The following is a 23,087-nucleotide window of genomic DNA, read 5'->3' as shown; positions in this document are numbered from 1 at the left end:
GTCACCGTCGACCCCACCCCCTCGGTGTGCGGACAGACCGTCACCGTGTGCGCCACGGTCACGGCCCTCGCCCCCGGCAACGGCACCCCCACCGGAACGGTCACCTTCACCGGCCCCGGCGGACTGAACCAGACCGTGGACCTGGCCCCCGACGGCACCGCCTGCCTCACCACCACGGTGCTGGAGACCGGCATCGTCAGCGCCACCTACAACGGCGACACATGCTTCACCCCGTCGGCCGGTACCGCACCGGTGACCGTCGACCAAGCGGCCAGCACCACCACCGTCACCGTCGACCCCACCCCGTCGGTGTGCGGACAGACCGTCACCGTGTGCGCCACGGTCACGGCCGTCGCCCCCGGCAACGAGACACCGACCGGAACCGTCACGTTCACCGGCCCGGGCGGACTGAACCAGACCGTGGACCTGGCCCCCGACGGCACCGCCTGCCTCACCACCACGGTGCTGGAGACCGGCATCGTCACCGCCACCTACAACGGCGACACATGCCTCGCGCCGTCGACCGGCACCGTACCCGTGACCGTCGTGCCGGCGGCCAGCACCGTGTCGGTGACCGTGAACCCGAGTCCCTCGGTGTGCGGACAGACCGTCACCGTGTGCGCCACGGTCACAGCGGTCGCCCCCGGCAACGGCACCCCCACGGGAACCGTCACGTTCACCGGCCCGGGCGGACTGAACCAGACCGTGGACCTGGCCCCCGACGGCACCGCCTGCCTCACCACCAGCAGCCTCACCACCGGCACCGTCACCGCCACCTACAACGGCGACACATGCCTCGCGCCGTCGACCGGCACCGCACCCGCGACCGTCGGCCAGGCGGCCAGCACCGTGTCGGTGACCGTGAACCCGAAGCCCTCGGTGTGCGGACAGACCGTCACCGTGTGCGCCACGGTCACAGCCGTCGCCCCCGGCAACGGCACCCCCACCGGCTCGGTCACCTTCACCGGCCCCGGCGGACTGAACCAGACCGTGAACCTGGCCCCCGACGGCACCGCCTGCCTCACCACCAGCAGCCTCACCACCGGCACCGTCACCGCCACCTACAACGGCGACACGTGCTTCACCCCGTCGACGGGCACCACGACGGCGATCGTGAACAACGCCCAGACCACGACCGTGCTCACCCTCACGCCCAGCCCTGGCGGCTGCGGCGGACCGGTGACGTTCTGCGCCCAGGTCACGACCGTCGCGCCCGGCAGCGGCACTCCCGCCGGGACGGTGACCTTCAACGGTCCCGGTGGCTTCACCCAGACCGTCCCGCTCGACGCGAGCGGCAAGGCCTGCGTGACCACTACCGCGAACACCAGCGGCACGGTGACCGCCGTCTACAGCGGCAGCTCCTGCAACAGTCCGTCAGCCGCGACGGCGAACCTGACCGTGACCGCCACTCCGACGACGCTGACGGCGTCCACGGCGCAGATCCGGCTGCGGATGAACGGCTCCTTCGTCATCCCGTCGATGAGCGCCACGCTCAAGGTCACGTCCACCGCGGCTCCGGTCGCGGGACGAGTGGTCGTCTTCTCGGCGAACACCGTCGCGGGACCGGTCCTGCTCGGAACCGCGCTCACCGACGCCTCCGGGGTGGCGACACTCGCCCCGCCGGCGCTGACGGTTCCCAGCACGGTGATCACGGCGACGAGCTACACCGCGTCCTTCGCCGGAACTGGCTGCTACGCCCCGTCCTCCGTGACGGCGCCGTTGTCCCTCGTCCTGTTCCCGCTCCTTCCCTGACCGCACACCGGTCGCCACGCCGGGGCCGCCGCGCAGGCCCCGGAGAGGAGGAGGACTCAGCAGCGTAGAACCCGAGGAGAGTCGTCGGCACCACCGGCGGCCGGAAGGAGAGCGTCTCGTCCGACAGTGGGGCGGTGCCTGCCGAGCGGGCACCGCCCTCGGCGTGGCGGCGGGCGGGCGACCCCCCGCCGTTACCACGGCCGCGAGATGACGCCCTCGGGCTAGGAGACGACGTCCTTGCGGGCGAAACCCCGGAAGGCCAGGGCGAACAGCACCAGCGCGTACGTCACCGAGAGGGAGGTGCCCTGGATCATGTCCGACCACTCCAGCTGCGGCCGGACGGCGTCGAGCCAGGCGTACTGCCAGTGCGCGGGCAGGAAGTGGCGCCAGTCGCCGAGGGCCGTCACCTCGTCCAGGACGCTGCCGATGATGGTGAGGAACACCGCGCCGCCGACCGCGCCGAGCGGGGCGTCGGTCCGGGTCGACAGCCAGAACGCCAAGGCGGCGGTGACCAGTTGGGACACCATGATGTACGCGACGACGATCAGCAGCCGCTGGGCCGCCGTGCCGGTGGGCAGGCTGCCTCCGGTGGGCAGCTGGAGCGGGCCCCAGCCGTAGGCGGCCGTGCCGGCGAGCAGGGCGACGACCGGCAGCAGGACCAGGGCGGCCAGGCTCAGGGAGAGTCCGACCGCGAGCTTGGACCACAGCAGCCGGGCCCGGGGCACCGGGGCCGCGAGCAGGTACCGCAGGGAGGACCAGCTCGCCTCCGAGGCGACCGTGTCCCCGCAGAACAGGGCGACGGGGATGACGAGCAGGAAGCCGGCGGCGGCGAAGAGGTTCACCGCGGCGAAGTTGGTCCCGGACGCGGTGGCCGTGTCCATGAGGTTGACGCGGTTGTTGTTGCCGCCCGGGTCGCCGCCGATCTGGAAGGCGACGAGCAGGATGACCGGCAGGGCGAACAGGACGCCGCCCATCACCATCGTGCGCCGCCGCTTCAGCTGCCGGACCAGCTCGACGCGGAAGGGCAGGGTGCGGCCCGCGCGGTAGCCGTCGGCGACCTCGACGGGCGGCTCGGCGAGCGTGCTCATGCTTCGGCTCCGATCAGGGTGAGGAAGGCGTCCTCCAGGCGGCGGTGCGGGCCGACCGAGGCGACCGCCACGTCCAGCCGTACGAGGTCGGCGACCAGGCGCTGCGGGCTGCCGTCGGCGTCGAGCTGGACCAGCAGGCCCTCGTCGGCGCGGACGGCCGAGGCGACGCCGGGCAGGGCGGCGACCTTCTCCAGCACCGGCTCGTCCACGGGCGCGGCCGTGCCCACCAGGAGGGTGTCGCCGGAGCCGACGATGTCGGCGACCGGGCCCGCCTGGACGAGCTGCCCGTGGTCCATGACGACCAGGTGGGTGCAGGTCTGCTCGACCTCGGCGAGGAGGTGGCTGGAGACGATGACCGTGCGGCCGGCGGCGGCGTAGCGGATCATCACCTCGCGCATCTCGCGGATCTGGGGCGGGTCGAGGCCGTTGGTCGGCTCGTCCAGGATGAGCAGGTCCGGCAGGCCGAGCATGGCCTGGGCGATGGCGAGGCGCTGGCGCATGCCCTGCGAGTAGGTGCGCACCGCGCGGGCGAGCGCGTCGCCCAGGCCCGCGATCTCCAGGGCCTCCTCCATGTGCGCGTCCTCGGCGGGGCGGCCGGTGGCGCGCCAGTACAGCTCCAGGTTCTCCCGGCCGGACAGGTGCGGCAGGAAGCCCGCGCCCTCGACGAAGGCGCCGACCCGGGAGAGGACCGGGGCGCCCGGTGCGATGGCGTGGCCGAAGACGCGGATCTCGCCGCCGTCGGGCCTGATCAGGCCCATGAGCATGCGCAGGGTGGTGGTCTTGCCGGCGCCGTTGGGGCCGAGCAGGCCGAGCACCTGGCCCTGCTCCACGCGGAACGACAGGTCCTTCACGGCGTACCGGTCGGAGGACTTGGCGTAGCGCTTGGTCAGGCCGGTGATCGTCAGCGGGACGTCGGCGAGCGCGGGGTCCGGCGGGGCCGGGGCGGTGGTGCGGCGGCGGCCCGTCAGGAGCAGCGCCAGGGCGATGCCGGCGCCGGCCAGGGGCAGCCACCACACCCAGGCGGGCAGCCCGGCCCGGGAGTCGCGCTGTCCCAGGGCCGAGGGGACCTGCAGGTCGCCCTTGAGGGAGACGGTGTAGGTCGCCGGGGCCGCCGGGGAGGCGTAGCCGAGGTCGGTGGAGGCGAGGACCAGGCGGAGCCGGTGGCCGTCGTCGAACTCGTGGTCGATCGCCGGGAGGGTGACGCGGACGTCCTTGCCGTCCTTGGCGCCCTCGACGCGCAGGGGCGTGACGAGCTGGGAGGGCAGGACCGGCTGGGTGCCGCCCGGGCCGACGTCGTAGAGCTTGGCGAAGAGGACGGCGTCGTCGCTGGTGGACTGCACGCGCACGGTCGCGGTGGGCGAGCCGGTGATCTGGAGGTCCTCGCGCAGCGGCGCGGACTCGAACGCGGCGAACTGGCCGGGGAAGTCCAGGGAGACGCCGACGCCGAGGGAGGAGAGCTGGCTGAGGCCGCCCGCGCCGCCGAGGCCGGGCAGGGCGGAGACGCCGGGCGGGCTGGCGCCGGGCGGGTTGCCGAAGCTCTGCTCGCGGCCGGCCAGGGCGAGGGGGCTGCGCTTGCTCTCCAGCCCCGGGTAGCGGTCCGCGGTGACGCCGGTCAGGCGGGGTTCGCCGTCGCCGGAGCCGAGGCCCAGGGTGCGGGTGACGCGGAAGGCGGGGCCGGTGCCGGCGCCCTTGTCGTCCTTCAGGTAGCGGTCGAACCAGGACGTCACGCGGCCTTGGACGCGGCCGGTCTCCATGTCGCCACCGTCGTGGCCGCCGGAGATCCAGTCGACGTCGACGGGGGCGCCGTTGGCGCGGATGGTCCTCGCGGCCCGGTCGGCCTCGCCGAGCGGGAAGAGGGAGTCGGACTGGCCCTGCATCAGCAGCGTCGGCACCTTGATGTTCTCGCCGACGGCGGACGGCGAGCGCTTCTCGAGCAGTGCGCGCGCCTCCGTGTCGGGCGTGCCCGACTCGGCGACCCGCTCGTACATCCGGCACAGCGCGGGTTCGAATTTCTCGCAGCCGCCGCCGGAGTTGACGAAGATGCCGGCCCAGAGCTTCTTGAACACGCCGTTCGGGAAGAGCGCGTCGGCGAGGTTCCAGTACGTGATCGCGGGGGCGATGGCGTCGACGCGGGGGTCGTGGCCGGCCGCGAGCAGGGCTATGGCGCCGCCGTAGGAGGCACCGGCCATGCCGACGCGCGGGTCGCCCTTGCCGTCCAGCTCGACCTGGGGCTGTGCGGCCAGCCAGTCGATGAGCTTCGAGACGTCGGCGACCTCGCCCTCGGGGTCGTTGAGCCCGATCCTGCCGTTCGACTTGCCGAAGCCGCGGGCCGACCACGTCAGGACGGCGTAACCGTCCCTGGCGAGGTCCTCGGCCTGCTGCCGCACGTCCTTCTTGCTGCCGCCGAAGCCGTGCCCGAGCAGGACGGCGGGGCGGCGGCCGTCTCCTGTGGAGGTGAAGAAGGAGGTGTCGATCCGGACGCCGTCGTGCGTGGCCAGGAGGCGGTCGGAGCGGTGGACGGGGGGCACGTCGTCGTCCGCGACGGCCGTCCAGGTGCCTGCGCCGGCGAGGACGACGACGGCGGCCCCGGCGGCCAGCAGCCTCCGGGGCCTCCGAAGCAGCCCGCTGAGTCCGGGCAGTCGAAGATCCATGCGTCAACGGTACGGGGTGAACCTGTCGAACAGGTGTCGACCGGAGACCGAAGTGGGGGACCCTCCAGGGGTGTACACGCGGTTCCCGGCGTACTGCGGGTGGTGTACGGCGTCCGGCCCGGGTGGTGCCGTGATCGGCCGTGTGCGGGTGCGTCGTGGTTGTTCGCGCCGTTCCCCGCGCCCCTAGGCCTGCTGATCCTCCGGGATCGAGACGAGCCAGCGCGTGTCCCTGCGCGGGTGCAGGTACAGGGCCCAGTACAGGGTCGCCGCCGCCGTGATGCCGCCGGTCCAGAGCAGGTACGCCGGCTCCTGCCGGCTCAGGACGTACACCAGGACCACGATCAGCAGGAGCGGGGCCGCGGGCCACAGGGGCATGCGCCAGGCCCGGGTGTGGCGGTGGGTGCTGCGGCGGGTGAGGAGGGCGGCGATCGCGACCAGCAGGTACATGCCCGTGACCGAGACGCCGGTGACGCCGTACAGGGTGTCCAGGTTCACGAAGCACAGGGCCGCGCCGGGGATGCCGACGGCGAGGGTGGAGACCCAGGGGGAGCCGAAGCGGCCGAGGCGGGAGAAGAGGGTGTTGACCGGCTCGGGCCAGGCCTTGTCGCGGGCCGAGGCGAACAGGACGCGGGAGTTCTGGATGACCATGACGATTCCGGCGTTGATGATCGCGAGGGCCACGCAGAGGCTGACGAACGTGCCGACGGCGGAGTCGGACCATGCGGTGACCATGGTGCCGATGTCGCCGCCGGTCAGGGCGGCGAGGTCCGGGGCGCCCAGGGTGATCGCGGCGACCGGGACGAGGATGACCACGGCCGAGATGGCCAGGGTCGCCAGGACCGTGCGGGCCACCGTGCGGCGGGGGTTCTCCAGTTCCTCGGAGAGGTAGACCGCGGTGGAGAAGCCCTGCGTGACGAACAGGGCGATCGCGAGGCCGGAGACGACCAGGAGGGCCGTCACCGTGTCCGGCGTGCCGTCGGGTCCCGCCACCTGCATCGACACCAGGCTGCCGGCGCCGCGCTCGGCGTGGGTGAAGCCCAGGACCGCCACGACCGCCGCCGCGATGACCTCCAGGACCAGGAAGACGCCGGTGATCCAGGCGTTGGCGCGCAGGTCGAGCAGGCCGGCGAGGGTCGCGAGGAGCATCACCGAGGCGCCTGTCCAGGACGGGTCGAGGTGCACGAGCGGGGCGAGGTAGTCGGCCGTGCCCATCGCGATGACCGGCGGGACGATCATCACGACCAGCAGCGAGAGCACGAACACCAGCCAGCCGGCGAGGCGTCCGGCCAGCGTCGAGACCATGGCGTACTCGCCGCCGGCGCTGGGGATGAGGGTGCCCAGCTCCGAGTAGCAGAACGCCACCGCGACGCAGAGCAGCGAGCCGATGGCGATGGTGAGGGCGGCGGCGGTGCCGAGCGTGCCGAACAGGTCGGGGACCACCACGAACAGCGTGGAGGCGGGGGTGACGCAGGAGAGGGTGAGGAGGGTGCCGCCGACGACTCCGATGGAGCGCTTGAGCTTCCTGGGGTGGCCGTCCGGCGCGTGCGCGACGGCGGTCTCGACAGGGCGGAGCGTGTCGGTCATGCGGCGGTTCCCATCGGCTCGGCGGCTCGGCGGCTCAGCAGTGGAGGTGCGACGTGTGCTGTGCGACGACGTGTGATGTGCGCAGCATCGAACCCCGACGAAAAGCGGAACGTCAATGGGTGTTTACCTACGGAATCCGCAGCGGGAACGCGCTTCCACTGTTCATTTGGGCATCAAGGGGCCGTGGAGACACGTGCGGGGGCGCCTGCGGGAATCGCAGGCGCCCCCGGAGAAAAAACCTCGGCGATTCCTCAGTGGTTGCGCGGGAAGCCCAGGTCCACGCCCGTCGGGGCGTCGGCCGGGTCCGGCCAGCGGGTGGTGACGACCTTGCCGCGGGTGTAGAAGTGCGTGCCGTCGTTGCCGTAGATGTGGTGGTCGCCGAAGAGCGAGTCCTTCCAGCCGCCGAAGGAGTGGTAGCCCACGGGGACCGGGATCGGGACGTTCACGCCGACCATGCCGGCCTCGACCTCCAGCTGGAAGCGGCGGGCCGCGCCGCCGTCCCGGGTGAAGATCGCGGTGCCGTTGCCGAACGGCGAGTTGTTGACGATGTCCAGGGCCTCCTCGTAGGTCTCCGTGCGCAGCACGCACAGGACCGGGCCGAAGATCTCGTCCTGGTAGGCCTTGGCGGAGGTGGGCACCTTGTCGAGGAGCGAGATGCCGATCCAGTGGCCGTCCTCGTAGCCGTCGACGGTGTGGCCGGTGCCGTCCAGGACGACCTCGCAGCCCTCGGCCGCCGCGCCCTCGACGTAGGACGCCACCTTGTCGCGGTGGGCCTTGGTGATGAGGGGGCCCATCTCGGAGGCCGGGTCGCTGCCGGGGCCGATCGTGATCTTCTCGGCGCGCTCGCGGATCTTGTCCACCAGGGCGTCACCGATGGCGCCGACCGCGACGACCGCGGAGATGGCCATGCAGCGCTCGCCCGCGGAGCCGTAGGCGGCCGACACGGCGGCGTCGGCGGCCGCGTCCAGGTCGGCGTCCGGCAGGACCAGCATGTGGTTCTTGGCGCCGCCCAGCGCCTGGACGCGCTTGCCGTTGGCGGAGGCGGTGGTGTGGATGTAGCGGGCGATCGGGGTCGAGCCGACGAAGGAGACGGCCTTGACGTCCGGGTGCTCCAGGAGGCGGTCGACGGCCACCTTGTCGCCGTGGACGACGTTGAAGACACCGTCGGGCAGGCCCGCCTCGGCGAGCAGCTCGGCGATCCGCATCGACGCCGACGGGTCCTTCTCGGACGGCTTCAGCACGAAGGTGTTGCCGCAGGCGATGGCGAGGGGGAACATCCACATCGGCACCATCGCCGGGAAGTTGAACGGCGTGATGCCCGCGACGACGCCGAGCGGCTGGCGGATCGAGGCCACGTCCACGCGGCTCGCCACCTGCGTCGACAGCTCGCCCTTCAGCTGCACGCTGATGCCGCAGGCCAGGTCGACGATCTCCAGGCCGCGGGCGACCTCGCCGAGGGCGTCGGAGTGCACCTTGCCGTGCTCGGCGGTGATCAGCTCGGCGATCTCGTCGCGGTGGGCGTCCAGCAGCGCCCGGAACGCGAAGAGGATCGAGGTGCGCTGGGCCAGCGAGGACTGGCCCCAGGTGGCGAAGGCCTCCTTGGCGGCGGCGACCGCCGCGTCCACCTCCTCGACCGAGGCGAACGCGACCTTCGTCGTCACCGCGCCGGTCGCCGGGTCGGTCACCGGCCCGTGCGTGCCCGAGGCGCCCTCGACGGCCTTGCCGCCGATCCAGTGGTTGACGATCTTCGTCATGGCCGGGAACTCCTTCACAGATGGCGGCGTCGGGTGGAGACGTGCCGTTCGTACAGCTCACGGGCCTTGACCGCGGACGGCCGTGTCGCGGTCTCGGCCACGGGTACATCCCACCAGGCCTGGGCGGGAGGCGCGCCCGACACTGTGTCTGCCGTTTGGGTCTCCACGTAGACACATGTGGGAGTGTCGGCGGCCCGGGCCTCGGCGAGGGCCTCCCTGAGGGCCCGTACGGTCTTCGCGCGCAGGACGCGCATGCCGAGGCTGGCCGCGTTGGCGGCGAGGTCCACGGGCAGCGGCGGGCCGGTGTGGGTGCCGTCCTCGGCCGGGAAGCGGTAGGCGGTGCCGAAGCGCTCGCCGCCCACCGACTCCGACAGTCCGCCGATGGACGCGTAGCCGTGGTTCTGGATGATCAGGAGCTTGATCGCGACGCCCTCCTGCACGGCCGTGACGATCTCCGTCGGCATCATCAGATAGGTGCCGTCGCCGACCAGTGCCCACACGGGCCGGTCCGGGGCGGCCATCTTGACGCCGATGGCGGCCGGGATCTCGTAGCCCATGCAGGAGTAGCCGTACTCCAGATGGTATTGGTCGTACGACCGGGTCCGCCACAGTTTGTGCAGGTCGCCGGGGAGGGAGCCGGCCGCGTTGACGAGGATGTCCGAGGCGTCGACCAGGGCGTCCAGGGCGCCGAGGACCTGCGGCTGGGTGGGGCGGGTGTCCGGTTCGTCCGCCTCGTAGCAGGCGTCGACGCGCTGCTCCCAGCGCTCCTTGTCCTCGGTGTACTCGGTGGCGTAGCCGCCGGCGACCCGGTGGGCGTGCAGGCGCAGGGCCGAGGTCAGCTCCTGCAGACCGCTGCGGGCGTCCGCGACGAGGGGCCGGCCGGCGAGCTTGTGGCCGTCGAAGGAGGCGATGTTGAGGTTGAGGAACCGGACGTCCGGGTGGGCGAAGAGCGTGCCGGAGGCGGTCGTGAAGTCGGTGTAGCGGGTGCCGACGCCGATCACCAGGTCGGCGGTGCGGGCGAGTTCGTCGGCCGTCGCCGTGCCCGTGTGCCCCACTCCCCCGACGTCCTGGGGGTGGTCGTGGCGCAGGGAGCCCTTGCCCGCCTGGGTGGAGGCGACCGGGATGCCGGTGGCCTCGGCGAACTCGGCGAGGGCCTCCTCGGCGCGGCTGTGGTGGACGCCGCCGCCCGCGATGACCAGGGGCCGCTTCGCGGCGCGGATCGTGTGCACCGCGTCCATGAGCTCCGCGGGGTCGGGACCGGGACGGCGTACGGTCCAGGTGCGCTCCGCGAAGAAGTCCTCGGGCCAGTCGTACGCCTCGGCCTGCACGTCCTGCGGCAGGGCGAGGGTGACGGCGCCGGTCTCGACGGGGTCGGCGAGGACGCGCATCGCGTGCAGCGCCGCGGGGACGAGGGCCTCGGGCCGGGTGATCCGGTCGAAGTACCGGGAGACCGGGCGCAGGCAGTCGTTGACCGAGACGTCGCCCGCGTGGGGCACTTCGAGCTGCTGCAGGACCGGGTCGGCGGGGCGGGTGGCGAAGACGTCGCCGGGCAGGAGCAGCACCGGCAGGTGGTTGACGGTCGCCAGGGCGGCGCCGGTGACCAGGTTGGTCGCGCCCGGGCCGATGGAGGTCGTCACCGCGTGCGTGGACAGCCGGTTGCGCTGGCGGGCGTAGCCGACGGCCGCGTGCACCATGGCCTGTTCGTTGCGGCCCTGGTGATACGGCATCACCTCGGCGTGCTCCAGGAGCGCCTGGCCGATGCCGGCGACGTTGCCGTGGCCGAAGATGCCCCAGGTGGCGCCGATGAGCCGCTGCCGGACGCCGTCGCGCTCGGTGTACTGGGCGGCGAGGAAGCGGACGAGTGCCTGGGCCACCGTCAGCCGGGTCGTCTGCAGGGTCATCGGTACCCCTCCGTGCTCTCTGCGTGGGCCGGGTGGAAGCGGATCCGCCGCCCGCGCGGTGCGGAGCGGACCCCGGTGAGGACGCCTGGTCCGTCCTCACGCGAGGGGAATACGCGCCGGCGGCCGGACCCGTTCGGGGTGGCGCCGCGTTCCTCGGCGGGGACCTCCGGCGCGGGGCCGTAGCGGGCGGGGAGTTGTCGCTCGCACTTCGCTCCTGCCAAAGCAAAGCGGCCTCCCGCGCCGGAGGCGATCTGGGCCCGGGTGCCACGGGGCGCGTACGTCGCGCGGTCGGTGACCGACGCGAACACGCTCCGTCCGCCCGGGAGGGGGGACTGCTGGTCTTCCGTGCGCACCGTGCGCACCGTGCGGCCGCCTCGGACGTGCCGCGTCTCGCGGACGGTGTCCTCGGGGGCGCACGGCTCACCGGTCATGGCCCGGCCCTCACAGCAGTCCCACGGCGGTGTCCACGGCGGCGGCCACATCGCCGTCCGCCGGGTACAGCAGTGAACGGCCCACGACCAGCCCGCGCACGGTGGGCAGGTGCAGGGCGCCGCGCCACTTCTCGTACGCCCCGTCCTGGTCGTCCCCGACCTCCCCGCCGAGCAGTACGGCGGGCAGCGTCGAGGTCGCCATGACCTCGGCCATGTCGTCGGGGTCGTCGGTGACCGGCACTTTGAGCCAGGTGTAGGCGGAGGTGCCGCCCAGGCCCGAGGCGACGGCGATCGACGTGGTGACGGCCTCGGCGGAGAGGTCGTTGCGCAGCCGGCCCGTCTCGTCGCGGCGGCTGATGAACGGCTCGACGAACACCGGCAGCCGCCGCTGCGCCATGGCGTCGACGGCCCGGGCGGTGGACTCCAGGGTGGTGAGGGAGCCCGGGTCGTCGTAGTCGATGCGCAGCAGCAGCTTGCCGGCGTCGAAACCCAGGCGCTCGATGTCCTCGGGCCGGTGGCCGGTGAAGCGGTCGTCGAGTTCGAAACGGGCGCCCTGGAGGCCGCCGCGGTTCATCGAGCCCAGGACGACCTTGCCGTCGAGGGCGCCGAGCAGGAGCAGGTCCTCGAGGATGTCGGCGGTGGCGAGGACGCCGTCGACGCCGGGGCGGGACAGGGCAAGGCAGAGGCGTTCGAGGAGGTCGGCGCGGTTGGCCATGGCCAGGGCGCGGCCGCCTACGGCGAGGGCGCCGCGGGCCGGGTGGTCGGCGGCGACGATCATCAGGCGGCCGCTCGCGTTCAGCAGCGGCCGGCGGACACGGCGGGCGGCGGCCTCGGCGACGGCCTCCGGGCGGTGGCTGCGCAGGCGGACGAGTTCGGAGACGTCGACGCTCACCGCACGGCCCCCGCGGTGACGGCCGCCTCGATCTCGTCCGGGGTGGGCATGGCCGAGGAGCACTCCAGGCGCGAGGCGACGATCGCCCCGGCGGCGTTCGCGTGCCGCATCGTCTTCTCCAGGTCCCAACCGGCGAGCAGGCCGTGCACCAGGCAGCCGCCGAAGGCGTCGCCCGCGCCCAGGCCGTTGAGGACGTGCACGGGCAGCGGCGGGACCTCGACGGTCTCACCGTCGCCGGTCACGGCCAGAACGCCCTTGGGGCCCTGCTTGACGACGGCGAGCTCGACACCGGCGTCCAGCAGGGCGCGGGCGGCGGCGTGCGGTTCGCGTACGCCGGTGGCGACCTCCACCTCGTCGAGGTTGCCGACCGCGACGGTGGTGTGGCGCAGGGCCTCCCGGTAGAAGGGGCGGGCCGTGTCCGGGTCGGTGCGGTCCGAGTCGTTCCAGAGGACGGGGCGCCAGTCGAGGTCGAAGACCGTGGGGCCGGACCTGGCGCGGTGGGCGAGGGCCGCGAGGGTCGCCGTGCGGCTGGGCTCCTCGCTCAGGCCCGTGCCGGTGACCCAGAAGACGCGGGCGTCGCGGATGGCGTCGAGGTCGAGCTCGTGGGCGTCGATCTCCAGGTCGGGGGCCTTGGGCCGGCGGTAGAAGTACAGCGGGAAGTCGTCCGGCGGGAAGATCTCGCAGAAGGTGACCGGGGTGGGCAGGCCGGGCACCGGGGTGACCCAGCGGTCGTCCACGCCGAAGTCCTGCAGAGCCTCGTGCAGATAGGCGCCGAAGGGGTCGTCGCCGGTCCGGGTGATCACCGCGGTCCGCCGCCCGAGGCGGGCCGCCGCGACCGCGACGTTGCTCGCCGAGCCACCGAGGAACTTGCCGAAGGACGTGACCTGCGGCAGGGGGACGCCCGTCTGGAGCGGATACAGATCCACTCCGATCCGCCCCATCGTGATCAGGTCGTACGCCATCGGATACCCCTCGGTGTCGGCTCTCCCCGGCTTTGTAGCCCCCTTCATGAAGCGCTGTCAATGTTTTGTCCGGACATTCGGACCACAACATGACAGCGCTTTCCGTGGAGGGCGTCGCGGAGGGCGTCCCTGTCGTCGCCGCCTTCTCAAGTCTTCGGCGCCGCGCGCCGGTCCGCCTCCCCGGCGGGACGCTCGCGCCGGGGAGGCGGACCGGCGCGCGCTCCGTCAAGGCGCCACGCCGATGCTCCGGCGTACGCCTTTGCCCCGGCTGTGTCACAAACACCCCCCTTCTGTCACACGTGTCCCGTGTAAGCGGGTCTTCCGTCACATACGGCCCACAGGCCCTGCCCCATGTCACCGGGCGTCGTTGGACCCGTCACAGGCTTGTTGATCGCCAGCGCAGCGCCCGGCTCCCCCTGACGGCTGTTCCCGGCCGCCTCCGGGTGCTCGCGGGGAGGTATACGCACGTCATGACCGACCGAAGGCTCTGGTCCTACAAAGAGATCGCGGCACACATCCGGGTGCAGCCGGACACCGTGCGGTCCTATCGCAAGCACGGGCTGCTGCCGCCGCCCGACCACGTCGAGGGCGGCAAGCCCTTCTGGTACGCCGACACCGTCCGGGCATGGGTCGCCGCCCGGCCCGGCAACCGGGGCCGCAGAGCCGACTGAGCCTTCCGGGCCTTCTCTTCCCGGCTCTTTCTTCCCTGTCCTCTGCTCCTGGCCCTGTCCTCCCTGTCCGCTCTTCCTCCCGTGCCCCACGCCGTCGACTCGCGGCGCGCGTAGGGCACGGCAGTTTCGCGGCGCGCGAGGGCTCTGGGCACCGAGGGGCGGTTCTGGCTGCGCGGGGGCGCGGGCCCTTACGGGAAGGCGTCGGCCGCCACGCGCGGGGCCGTCAGCGCCAAGGCTCGATGACCGTCACTCCCGCTCCCGGCGCCGTGTCCATCCTCGTCAGCGCCGCGGGCGTCTCGTCGAGGGAGATCGTGGATCTCACCAGCAGGTCGGGGCGCAGGATGCCGCTGCGGACCAGTTCCAGCATGGGCGGGTAGGTGTGGGCCGCCATGCCGTGGCTGCCGAGGAGTTCGAGCTCCAGGGCGATCGCTCGGGCCATCGGCACCGGGGTCGTGCCCTCCGGTGAGGGCAGCAGCCCGACCTGGACGTGCCGGCCGCGGCGGCGCAGGCCGTTCACCGAGGCGGCGCAGGTGGCCGGTGAGCCGAGGGCGTCGAGGGAGAGGTGCGCACCGCCGCCCGTCAGGTCGCGGACCGCCGCCGCCGTGTCCGGGGCGGCCGTCGCGTCGACGGTGTGCGCCGCCCCGAACCGCCGCGCCAGCTCAAGCGCCGGGGCCGACACGTCGACGGCCACCACGCGTGCGCCCGACGCCGCCGCGATCATCACCGCCGAGAGCCCGACCCCGCCGCAGCCGTGCACCGCCACCCAGTCGCCTGCCGCGATCCGGCCCTGCTGCACGACCGCCCGGTACGCCGTGGCGAACCGGCAGCCGAGCGAGGCCGCCGTCGCGAAGGACAGCTCTTCCGGGAGCGGCACGAGGTTCACGTCGGCGTGGTCCAGCGCCACGTACTGGGCGAAGGAGCCCCAGTGCGTGAAGCCCGGCTGGGTCTGGCGCTCGCACACCTGGTGGTCGCCCGCCGCGCAGGACGGGCAGGTGCCGCAGGCGCAGATGAACGGGACGGTGACCCGGTCGCCCGGCCGGTGGCCGGTCACCCGCGCTCCCACCGCCTCGACGACACCGGCGAGTTCATGGCCGGGCACGTGCGGCAGCACGATGTCCGGGTCGTGGCCCTGCCAGCCGTGCCAGTCGCTGCGGCACAGCCCGGTGGCCTCGACCCGCACGACGACACCGTGCTCCGCGGGCTCCGGGTCGGCCACCTCCCGCACCTCGGCCGCTTCCCCGTACCGCTCGAACACCACGGCCCGCATGCCGTACCGCCTTCCGTCGCCGCCTGTGGACCCGCCCGGTGCCCCGCGCCCGGGGGCCGCCGGCCCCTGGCACGCTAACCGGTGCCCCTGCGCGAGTGGGCGTGTGGTGGGTACCGCCGCCCGGCCGGCGGGCCCACTTCAGCCGGCCGCCGCTCCGACCTTGTCCCGGTCCGGTTCCGCCGCCCCGGCCGCCGACGGCTCCCCCTCGGTCAGGCCGAACCGCTGGTGGAAGCGGCGCAGAGGTCCGGGGGCCCACCAGGTCGCGCGGCCCGTGAGGCGCATGACGGCGGGGACCAGGAGGCTGCGGACGATCATCGCGTCCATCAGGACCGCCAGGGCTATGCCCAGGCCGAGCATCTTGGTGTTCGTGACCCGCGAGGTGCCGATGGCGACCATGACCACGGCCAGGATGACCGCCGCCGCGGTGATGAGCCCGCCGGTGCGGGCCAGGCCGTGCCGGACGGCCTGGTCGTGGTCCCCGGTGTGGTCGTACTCCTCCTTGATGCGGGAGAGCAGGAACACGCCGTAGTCCATCGACAGACCGAAGGCCACGCAGAACATCAGGACCGGAAGGGTCGTCTCGATGGAGCCGGGGCTGGTGAAGCCGAGCAGGCCCGAGAGGTGGCCGTCCTGGAAGACCCAGACGAGCGCGCCGAACATGGCGGTCAGACTGAGCGCGTTGAGCACGACCGCCTGGACCGGGATCAGCACGCTGCCCGTGAGGAGGAAGACCAGCAGCAGCGTCACGATCGTGATGAAGACGGCGGCGAGCGGCAGGCGCTCCCCTATGGCGTCCTTGGAGTCGACCAGGACGGCGGCCGTGCCGGTCACCTTGGTGTCGAAGGGGGCGTCGAGTCCGCGCAGGTCGCCGACGAGGCGCTGGGCCGGGGCGTCGACCGCCTCGCCCTTGGGCAGCACCGTGAAGTACGCCGCGTCGCCCTTCACCAGCGGTCCCTCCACCCGCAGCACTTCGGGCAGGCTCTCGATGCGCTCCTTGTAGGCGCCGTACTGCGCCCGCGTCGCACGGCCCTCGGCGAGCACGTCGAGGCCGCCACCGGGGCTGCCCGGGAAGCCCTCCCTGATGTGCTGCTGCACGACGTGGGACTCGGAGGACGAGGGCAGCTGGCGGTCGTCGGCGGTGCCGAACTTCACGCCCAGGAAGGGCAGGCCGAGCAGGACGAGGACGGCGGTGGTGCCCAGGGCGAAGAAGGGGGCGCGGCCCATCACCAGCGACGCCGTGCGCGCCCAGGCCCTGCCCTCCTCCGCGGCGGGCCGGGGGCCGCGGCCGCGGCGGAACACCCTGCGCAGGTCCAGGGAGTTGACGCGGTGGCCCAGCAGCATCAGCGCCGCCGGGAGCAGGATGAGCGCGGCCGCCGCGGCCAGCAGCACCACGGCGATACCGGCGTAGGCGAAGGACCGCAGGAAGTACTGCGGGAAGACCAGCATCGCCGCCAGGGAGACCGCCACCGTGAGGGCGGAGAACAGCACCGTGCGCCCGGCGGTGCGCAGGGTCGTGCCGATGGCCGCCAGGGGCTCGGCGCCCGTGGACAGCTCCTCGCGGAAGCGGCGGACGATGAACAGCGCGTAGTCGATGGCCAGGCCGAGGCCCAGGGCCGTGGTGAGGTTGATGGCGAACACGGAGACGTCGGTGAACTCGCTGAGGCCGCGCAGGATGGCGTTGGTGCCGAGGATGGCGACGATGCCGATGCCGAGCGGCAGCAGGGCCGCGACCGCGCTGCCGAAGACCATCACCAGCAGCACCAGCGTGACCGGCAGGGCGATGAGCTCGGCGCGGATCAGGTCCTCCTGGATGACCGTCTGCATCTCGTGCCGCACGGCGACCGGGCCGCCGATGCCGACCTCCACCGGGCCCCGCACCCCGCGGTAGTGGGGCGCGATGCGGTCCAGGGTCTCGCCGGCGGTCTTCTCGTCGCCGGTGATGCGCGCGGCGATCAGCGCCTCGTGACCGTCCTCCGCGCGCAGGGCCGGGGCGCCGGACTGCCAGTAGGAGCCGACGCCGGTGACGCCCCGCTCGGACGCCAGGCGCTCGGTGAGGCGCTCGGCCTCGGCGACGACGGCCGGGGCGTCGACCGAGGCCTCGCCCGCGTCGAGCAGGAGCAGCAGATTCGGCTGGGAGCCGGGGAACTCGCGCTCCAGGGCCCGGGTCGCGTACGTGGACTCGGCGGCCGGGTCCTCCCAGCCGCCGGCGCCGAGCCGGTCGGCGACACCGCTGCCGGCCAGCACGGCGAGCGCGGTGAGCACCAGGGCCACCAGCAGCGACAGCCTGGGCCGGGCCGTGACGAAGCGGGTCCAGGCCCCGACGCGTGGTGGTGTGTCGACTTCGGTCATCGTGCGGTGTCCCCTTCACCGAGACCCGTGTCCGGGCACAGCCTGGCAGCATGGAGCTGCCCTAGACTGGCGAACACGAGAGATCGCTCGCATTCCAGCCCCACCAGAATGCGAGCGACCACTCGCGTTTGTCAATCGCGTCCTGACCACCTGGGGAAAACGCGTGCCCGAGAAGACCGAGAAGCCCGGAACCGAGAAGCCCGCGGGCGAGGCGGCGCGGACGGCCGAGGAGCGGCCGCGCCGCCGCCAGGCCCGCGGCGAGCGCCGGATCGCCCAGCTGCTCGAAGCCGCCGCCGCGGTCTTCTGCACGACCGGGTACACGGCCGCCAGCACCAACGCCATCGCCCGCGAGGCGGGCGTCTCACCGGGGACGCTGTACCAGTTCTTCCCGAACAAGGAAGCGATCGCGATCGAGCTCGGCAGCCGGCTCATGCACGAGATGCGGGAGTCCTACGACGAGGTCCTCGCCCCGATCGACCCCGCGACCACCTCGATCGACGAGGTGATCGCCGGGACCGTCGACCGCTTCATCGCGTTCAACTGCCGCCACCCGGCCTTCTTCGCACTCATGCACGGCCCCGACATCCCGGGGCGCATCGCCGAGGAGCACGACGCGCTGCACACCACCCTGGCGGCCCGGGTCGAGACGATCCTCGCCCCGTTCGCGCCCGACGCGCCCGCCCCCGCCGTCACCCGCACCGCCCGGATGTGCGTCGGCATCTACAAGGCAGGACTGGAGCTGATCCTGGCCCACGAGGGCGCCGAGCGGGAGGCGTACGTGCAGGAACTGAAGGACGCCCTCCTGCGGTACCTGCGACCGCTGGTGGGTTCGTCGTGAACTGATACCCCCTAGGGGTACAGTGGGAAGACGGGTGGCCCTCAGGGCCCCCCGCTGCCCCACACGCCTCGACGAGGAGTAACGACATGACCGCCCAGACCGACACCACGGGCCCCGTCACCACCGTCTACAAGGTGAGCGGCATGAGCTGCGGACACTGCGAGGGCGCCGTCTCCGGCGAGGTCTCGCAGATCCCCGGCGTCAGCTCCGTGACGGCCGTCGCCTCCACAGGTGAGGTCACCGTCGTCTCCGCGGCCCCGCTCGACGAGGAGGCCGTGCGCGCCGCGGTCGACGAGGCCGGTTTTGAACTGGCCGGCCGGGCCTGAGCGCCGCCCCCGGCCCTGCCGCCCCGGCACCCCGGAACCACCAGGCCTGAGACGCCTCGGTCCTGGCACTCGTACCCCCGTACGGGCCGTACGCCGCCGCCCCGGCCCGTACGGCCCGTTCCGCTTCCCGGGCGCCCCGCACTTCCTGGAGTCACGGACATGACCGGCACCACCACCGAGGCGACGCCGGACCGCGCGCCGGACCTCGCCGAGGTCGAGCTGCTCATCGGCGGGATGACCTGCGCCTCCTGCGCGGCCCGCGTCGAGAAGAAGCTCAACCGCATGGACGGCGTCACCGCCACGGTGAACTACGCCACGGAGAAGGCCCGGATCGCCTACCCCGCGGGCATCGAGGTCGCCGACCTGATCGCCACCGTGGTGAAGACCGGGTACACCGCCGAGGAACCCGCACCCCCGCGCGAGGAGACCCCCGCGGCCGACGAGGCGGACCCCGAACTCGCGGCGCTCGCCGGGCGGCTCGTGGTCTGCGCCGCCCTCGCGCTGCCCGTCGTCCTGCTGGCCATGGTCCCGGCGCTGCAGTTCGACAACTGGCAGTGGCTCTCGCTCACCCTCGCCGCGCCGGTCGTGGTCTGGGGCGGGCTGCCGTTCCACCGCGCGGCCTGGACGAACGCCCGGCACGGCGCCGCCACCATGGACACGCTGGTCTCGGTCGGCACGCTGGCCGCCTTCGGCTGGTCCCTGTGGGCGCTGTTCCTCGGTGACGCGGGCATGCCCGGCATGCGGCACCCCTTCGAGCTGACGGTCTCGCGCGGTGACGGCGCCTCCGCGATCTACCTGGAGGTCGCCGCCGGTGTCACGGCGTTCATCCTGCTGGGCCGCTATCTGGAGGCCCGTTCCAAGCGCCGCGCCGGGGCCGCGCTCAGGGCGCTGATGGACCTGGGCGTCAAGGACGTCGCCGTGCTGCGGGACGGCCGCGAGGTGCGGATCCCGGCGCAGCGGCTGGCGGTGGGCGACCGGTTCGTCGTACGGCCGGGCGAGAAGATCGCCACCGACGGCACGGTCGTCGAGGGCACCTCCGCGGTGGACGCCTCGATGCTGACCGGCGAGTCGGTGCCGGTGGACGTCTCGGCCGGGGACACGGTCACCGGCGCGACGGTCAACGCGGGCGGCCGGCTCGTCGTGGAGGCCACCCGGGTCGGCGCCGACACCCGGCTCGCGCGGATGGCGAAGCTGGTGGAGGACGCGCAGAACGGCAAGGCCGAGGTGCAGCGGCTCGCCGACCGGATCTCCGGGATCTTCGTGCCGGTCGTGCTGCTGATCGCGGTCGCGACGGCCGGCGCGTGGCTGGGCCTGACCGGCGACGCGGTCTCCGCGTTCACCGCGGGCGTGGCCGTGCTGATCATCGCCTGCCCGTGCGCCCTGGGGCTGGCCACGCCGACCGCACTGATGGTCGGCACGGGCCGCGGCGCCCAGCTCGGCATCCTCATCAAGGGCCCGGAGGTGCTGGAGTCCACGCGCCGGATCGACACGGTCGTGCTGGACAAGACCGGCACGGTCACCACCGGCCGGATGACCCTGAAGGAGGTGTACGCCGCCGAGGGCACCGACGAGAAGGAGGTGCTGCGGCTGGTGGGCGCCGTGGAGCACGCCTCCGAGCACCCCGTGGCGCGCGCGATCGCCGCGGGCGCCGAGGAGCGGGCCGGGCGGCTGCCGGAGGTCGAGGAGTTCCGCAGCGTCCCCGGGCGGGGCGTGCGCGGGCGCGTGGAGGGTCGCGAGGTGTGCGTGGGGCGGCTGTTCGACGACGTACCGGCGGAGCTGGCCCGCGCGCGGGACGAGGCCGAGCGGGCCGGGCGTACGGCCGTGCCGGCCGGCTGGGACGGGACGGCGCGGGCCGTGCTGACGGTGGCGGACGCGGTCAAGGAGACCAGCGCCGAGGCGGTGCGCGAGCTGCGCGCCCTGGGGCTGACGCCGGTGCTGCTGACCGGGGACAACCGGGCGGTGGCCGAGGCGGTGGCCCGGGCCGTGGGGATCGACCGGGTGATCGCCGAGGTCCTGCCCGAGGACAAGGTCGCGGCCGTGCGGCGGCTGCAGGCCGAGGGGCGGGTGGTGGCGATGGTCGGCGACGGCGTCAACGACGCGGCCGCGCTCGCCACCGCCGATCTGGGCCTGGCGCTGGGCACCGGCACGGACGCGGCGATCGAGGCGGGCGACCTGACGCTGGTGCGCGGGGACCTGCGCGTGGCCGCGGACGCGATCCGGCTCTCCCGCCGGACACTGGGGACGATCAAGGGCAATCTCGTGTGGGCCTTCGGCTACAACGTCGCCGCCCTGCCGCTGGCCGCCGCGGGACTGCTCAACCCCATGATCGCGGGGGCCGCGATGGCCTTCTCCTCGGTCTTCGTCGTGTCCAACAGTCTGCGACTCCGGACATTCAGGTAAATCGCGCTGAAATCACCCTAAGTTCGCGGCGAACCTGATATGAGCCCCTCTGGAGTCCTGAGCCGGGCTCACATAAGCTCTTCACAAGGCTCGCGCATCTTCCTTACGCTTGAGAGCCCCGGAGTGCATTTCCGGGCTCTTGCGCATCTAAAGGACATACGCAAGAGACGCAGATCACAGTGATGTGAACGTAACCATCGAAGGGGTTCGAAGGTCTAAGTTGACGATGTCAGGGAGCGTCTTGGGGGGCGCGATCTGACGTCTGGAGATGTCTTGGGGGACTTCTCCGGAGATGCGTTGCCGGGGCACGTACACCGGGAAGCTTTGAGCGGCCCTCCCGGGCGTGCGCTGTCCCGGCAGATCGCACCCACAGCACCACGGCGGGTTCCGCTCGCCTTGCTCAACAGCGGTTCAGGCGCTGTCCTCACAGACGCCCGGCCGGATCCCGTGGGGGGAATCCGAACCGGGACTGGGAAGGCGCCCTGGTCGTCGGCCCGTGGGGGGACCGGCGCCGGGGCGCCTTCTTCATGCGCTCCTCCGCGCACCCCGGCCCGCGCGCCCTCCGCGCACCCCTGTCCGCTCCTTCGCGCCCCCCTCCGCTTCTTCGCGCCTCGCCCCTTTCCGCGCGCCCCCCATGGGCTTCTCCACCCCTCCGCTTCTCCGCGCCCCGCGCCCCGCGCCCCGCGCCCCGCGCACGCGAAAGCCCCTGCACCCACCCGGCGGCGGATACAGGGGCCCGAAGCGGCGAGGCGCGTCAGCGCTCCTCGACGGGAACGAAGTCGCGCTCGACCACACCCGTGTAGATCTGGCGCGGGCGGCCGATGCGGGAGCCCGGCTCCTTGATCATCTCGTGCCACTGGGCGATCCAGCCCGGCAGCCGGCCGAGGGCGAACAGGACCGTGAACATCTCGGTCGGGAAGCCCATGGCCCGGTAGATCAGGCCCGTGTAGAAGTCGACGTTCGGGTAGAGGCTGCGCGAGACGAAGTAGTCGTCGGAGAGCGCGTGCTCCTCCAGCTTCAGGGCGATGTCCAGCAGCTCGTCGGACTTGCCCAGGGCGGAGAGGACGTCGTGCGCGGCGGCCTTGATGATCTTGGCGCGCGGGTCGAAGTTCTTGTAGACCCGGTGGCCGAAGCCCATCAGGCGGACGCCGTCCTCCTTGTTCTTCACCTTGCGGATGAAGGAGTCGACGTCGCCGCCGGCGTCGCGGATGCCCTCCAGCATCTCCAGCACCGACTGGTTGGCACCGCCGTGCAGCGGGCCCCACAGGGCGTTGATGCCGGCGGAGATCGAGGCGAACATGTTCGCCTGCGAGGAGCCGACCAGGCGGACCGTGGAGGTCGAGCAGTTCTGCTCGTGGTCCGCGTGCAGGATCAGCAGCTTGTCGAGCGCGGAGACCACGACCGGGTCGAGCTCGTACTCCTGCGCGGGGACCGAGAAGGTCATGCGGAGGAAGTTCTCCACGTAGCCGAGGTCGTTGCGCGGGTAGACGAACGGGTGGCCGATCGACTTCTTGTACGCGTACGCCGCGATCGTCGGGAGCTTGGCGAGCAGGCGGATCGTGGAGAGGTTGCGCTGGCGCTCGTCGAACGGGTTGTGGCTGTCCTGGTAGAACGTGGACAGCGCCGAGACGACCGAGGACAGCATGGCCATCGGGTGGGCGTCGCGCGGGAAGCCCTTGTAGAAGTTCTTGACGTCCTCGTGCAGCAGGGTGTGCTGCGTGATGTCGTTCTTGAACGCCGAGAGCTGGTCGACCGTCGGCAGCTCGCCGTTGATCAGCAGGTAGGCGACCTCCAGGAAGGTGGAGCGCTCGGCCAGCTGCTCGATCGGGTAGCCGCGGTAGCGCAGGATGCCCGCTTCACCGTCCAGGTAGGTGATCGCGGATTTGTACGCGGCCGTGTTGCCGTAGCCGCTGTCCAGCGTCACCAGACCGGTCTGGGCGCGGAGCTTTCCGATGTCGAAGCCCTTGTCACCGACGGTGCTGTCGATCACCGGGTAGGTGTACTCGCCGTCGCCGTACCGCAGTACTACAGAGTTGTCGCTCACGTCTTCCCTCACCGACGTTGTGCCTCATCTTCGAGGTGCCCTGACTGTCTCTACCATCCCCCACTTGGCTCAGGAGAGTGCACTCGGGGTCGACCATCGGGCCTACTGACGGCACTGAGTGCCGCCAACTTGCCCATCCTGCCCCCTGTGATCCCCTTCCGGAAGTGGCTTGTGACC

The 23,087-nt window shown here is 72.5% G+C and carries 15 protein-coding genes and 1 pseudogene; 5 read left to right on the top strand and 11 right to left on the bottom strand.

Annotated elements, in window-relative coordinates; genetic code table 11:
- Window positions 1-1,752 (top strand): Ig-like domain repeat protein (locus ABZY20_RS28625; protein WP_356445007.1); only part of this gene is annotated, 1,752 nt, incomplete at its 5' end.
- Between the two features lie 221 nt (window positions 1,753-1,973).
- On the opposite strand, the gene ABZY20_RS28620 is transcribed toward ABZY20_RS28625, so the two are convergent.
- From ABZY20_RS28620 to iolC, 8 genes and pseudogenes are all read right to left on the bottom strand, one after another.
- Window positions 1,974-2,840, bottom strand: coding sequence for an ABC transporter permease (locus ABZY20_RS28620; RefSeq protein WP_356445005.1), 867 nt, complete (start codon window positions 2,838-2,840; stop codon window positions 1,974-1,976).
- Window positions 2,837-5,491 carry a CocE/NonD family hydrolase gene (locus ABZY20_RS28615; protein WP_356445003.1) on the bottom strand — a complete coding sequence of 885 codons (2,655 nt, stop codon included), beginning with the start codon at window positions 5,489-5,491 and terminating at the stop codon, window positions 2,837-2,839. Before ABZY20_RS28615 ends, ABZY20_RS28620 begins: the two co-directional genes overlap by 4 nt.
- Window positions 5,492-5,674: 183 nt before the next feature.
- Window positions 5,675-7,075 carry an APC family permease gene (locus ABZY20_RS28610; RefSeq protein ID WP_356445001.1) on the bottom strand — a complete coding sequence of 467 codons (1,401 nt, stop codon included), beginning with the start codon at window positions 7,073-7,075 and terminating at the stop codon, window positions 5,675-5,677.
- Between the two features lie 251 nt (window positions 7,076-7,326).
- On the bottom strand, window positions 7,327-8,829 hold the full coding sequence (gene mmsA, locus ABZY20_RS28605; protein ID WP_356444999.1) for a CoA-acylating methylmalonate-semialdehyde dehydrogenase: 1,503 nt from the start codon (window positions 8,827-8,829) through the stop codon (window positions 7,327-7,329).
- Between the two features lie 14 nt (window positions 8,830-8,843).
- Entirely contained in the window at window positions 8,844-10,730 is a 1,887-nt protein-coding gene (gene iolD, locus ABZY20_RS28600) for a 3D-(3,5/4)-trihydroxycyclohexane-1,2-dione acylhydrolase (decyclizing) (protein WP_356444997.1), read from the bottom strand.
- Window positions 10,727-11,086 (bottom strand): annotated as a pseudogene (locus ABZY20_RS28595) (5-deoxy-glucuronate isomerase); the annotation flags it as partial. The gene iolD and the pseudogene ABZY20_RS28595, both read right to left, overlap by 4 nt.
- A gap of 85 nt (window positions 11,087-11,171) precedes the next feature.
- A complete protein-coding gene (locus ABZY20_RS28590) occupies window positions 11,172-12,053 on the bottom strand; it encodes a deoxyribose-phosphate aldolase (RefSeq protein ID WP_356444995.1) in 882 nt (293 codons plus the stop codon).
- On the bottom strand, window positions 12,050-13,015 hold the full coding sequence (gene iolC, locus ABZY20_RS28585) for a 5-dehydro-2-deoxygluconokinase (protein WP_356444993.1): 966 nt from the start codon (window positions 13,013-13,015) through the stop codon (window positions 12,050-12,052). The genes ABZY20_RS28590 and iolC overlap by 4 nt, the downstream gene beginning before the upstream one ends.
- Window positions 13,016-13,485: 470 nt before the next feature.
- Here iolC and ABZY20_RS28580 point away from each other — a divergent pair, with 470 nt between their 5' ends.
- Window positions 13,486-13,686 (top strand): MerR family transcriptional regulator, encoded by a 201-nt coding sequence (locus ABZY20_RS28580; RefSeq protein ID WP_333933447.1) that lies wholly within the window; start codon window positions 13,486-13,488, stop codon window positions 13,684-13,686.
- Window positions 13,687-13,909: 223 nt separating this feature from the next.
- On the opposite strand, the gene ABZY20_RS28575 is transcribed toward ABZY20_RS28580, so the two are convergent.
- Together ABZY20_RS28575 and ABZY20_RS28570 are read right to left on the bottom strand one after the other, a co-directional pair.
- Window positions 13,910-14,953 (bottom strand): zinc-dependent alcohol dehydrogenase family protein, encoded by a 1,044-nt coding sequence (locus ABZY20_RS28575; RefSeq protein WP_356444991.1) that lies wholly within the window; start codon window positions 14,951-14,953, stop codon window positions 13,910-13,912.
- 138 nt (window positions 14,954-15,091) lie between these two features.
- The gene (locus ABZY20_RS28570; RefSeq protein ID WP_356444989.1) at window positions 15,092-17,302 is read right to left on the bottom strand and encodes an MMPL family transporter; all 2,211 of its coding nucleotides are present in this window, start codon (window positions 17,300-17,302) and stop codon (window positions 15,092-15,094) included.
- A 268-nt stretch (window positions 17,303-17,570) separates the two neighbouring features.
- Here ABZY20_RS28570 and ABZY20_RS28565 point away from each other — a divergent pair, with 268 nt between their 5' ends.
- The 3 genes from ABZY20_RS28565 to ABZY20_RS28555 all read left to right on the top strand — a co-directional run bounded on the left by ABZY20_RS28565 (window position 17,571) and on the right by ABZY20_RS28555 (window position 20,866).
- Window positions 17,571-18,140, top strand: a complete 570-nt coding sequence (locus tag ABZY20_RS28565) for a TetR/AcrR family transcriptional regulator (protein WP_356445022.1) — start codon at window positions 17,571-17,573, stop codon at window positions 18,138-18,140.
- Between the two features lie 86 nt (window positions 18,141-18,226).
- On the top strand, window positions 18,227-18,466 hold the full coding sequence (locus tag ABZY20_RS28560) for a heavy-metal-associated domain-containing protein (RefSeq protein WP_356444987.1): 240 nt from the start codon (window positions 18,227-18,229) through the stop codon (window positions 18,464-18,466).
- 159 nt (window positions 18,467-18,625) lie between these two features.
- Window positions 18,626-20,866, top strand: coding sequence for a heavy metal translocating P-type ATPase (locus ABZY20_RS28555; RefSeq protein WP_356444985.1), 2,241 nt, complete (start codon window positions 18,626-18,628; stop codon window positions 20,864-20,866).
- Window positions 20,867-21,620: 754 nt separating this feature from the next.
- Here the strand turns inward: ABZY20_RS28555 and ABZY20_RS28550 are convergent.
- Window positions 21,621-22,910, bottom strand: a complete 1,290-nt coding sequence (locus ABZY20_RS28550; protein ID WP_356444983.1) for a citrate synthase — start codon at window positions 22,908-22,910, stop codon at window positions 21,621-21,623.
- Window positions 22,911-23,087 lie beyond the last annotated feature (177 nt).

The organism is Streptomyces sp. NPDC006624, assembly GCF_040611555.1.
In the GTDB taxonomy this organism is placed as follows: Bacteria; Actinomycetota; Actinomycetes; order Streptomycetales; family Streptomycetaceae; genus Streptomyces.
Note: the sequence above shows the minus strand (reverse complement) of the source record. Positions and strands in the feature narration are given on the sequence as shown.

What these genes read in the sequence shown, in the direction of transcription:
- ABZY20_RS28620 (WP_356445005.1), bottom strand. Translation starts at nt 2,840, where the DNA reads ATGAGCACGCTCGCCGAGCCGCCCGTCGAGGTCGCCGACGGCTACCGC.
- ABZY20_RS28615 (WP_356445003.1), bottom strand. Translation starts at nt 5,491, where the DNA reads ATGGATCTTCGACTGCCCGGACTCAGCGGGCTGCTTCGGAGGCCCCGG.
- ABZY20_RS28610 (WP_356445001.1), bottom strand. Translation starts at nt 7,075, where the DNA reads ATGACCGACACGCTCCGCCCTGTCGAGACCGCCGTCGCGCACGCGCCG.
- mmsA (WP_356444999.1), bottom strand. Translation starts at nt 8,829, where the DNA reads ATGACGAAGATCGTCAACCACTGGATCGGCGGCAAGGCCGTCGAGGGC.
- iolD (WP_356444997.1), bottom strand. Translation starts at nt 10,730, where the DNA reads ATGACCCTGCAGACGACCCGGCTGACGGTGGCCCAGGCACTCGTCCGC.
- iolC (WP_356444993.1), bottom strand. Translation starts at nt 13,015, where the DNA reads ATGGCGTACGACCTGATCACGATGGGGCGGATCGGAGTGGATCTGTAT.
- ABZY20_RS28580 (WP_333933447.1), top strand. Translation starts at nt 13,486, where the DNA reads ATGACCGACCGAAGGCTCTGGTCCTACAAAGAGATCGCGGCACACATC.
- ABZY20_RS28575 (WP_356444991.1), bottom strand. Translation starts at nt 14,953, where the DNA reads ATGCGGGCCGTGGTGTTCGAGCGGTACGGGGAAGCGGCCGAGGTGCGG.
- ABZY20_RS28570 (WP_356444989.1), bottom strand. Translation starts at nt 17,302, where the DNA reads ATGACCGAAGTCGACACACCACCACGCGTCGGGGCCTGGACCCGCTTC.
- ABZY20_RS28560 (WP_356444987.1), top strand. Translation starts at nt 18,227, where the DNA reads ATGACCGCCCAGACCGACACCACGGGCCCCGTCACCACCGTCTACAAG.
- ABZY20_RS28555 (WP_356444985.1), top strand. Translation starts at nt 18,626, where the DNA reads ATGACCGGCACCACCACCGAGGCGACGCCGGACCGCGCGCCGGACCTC.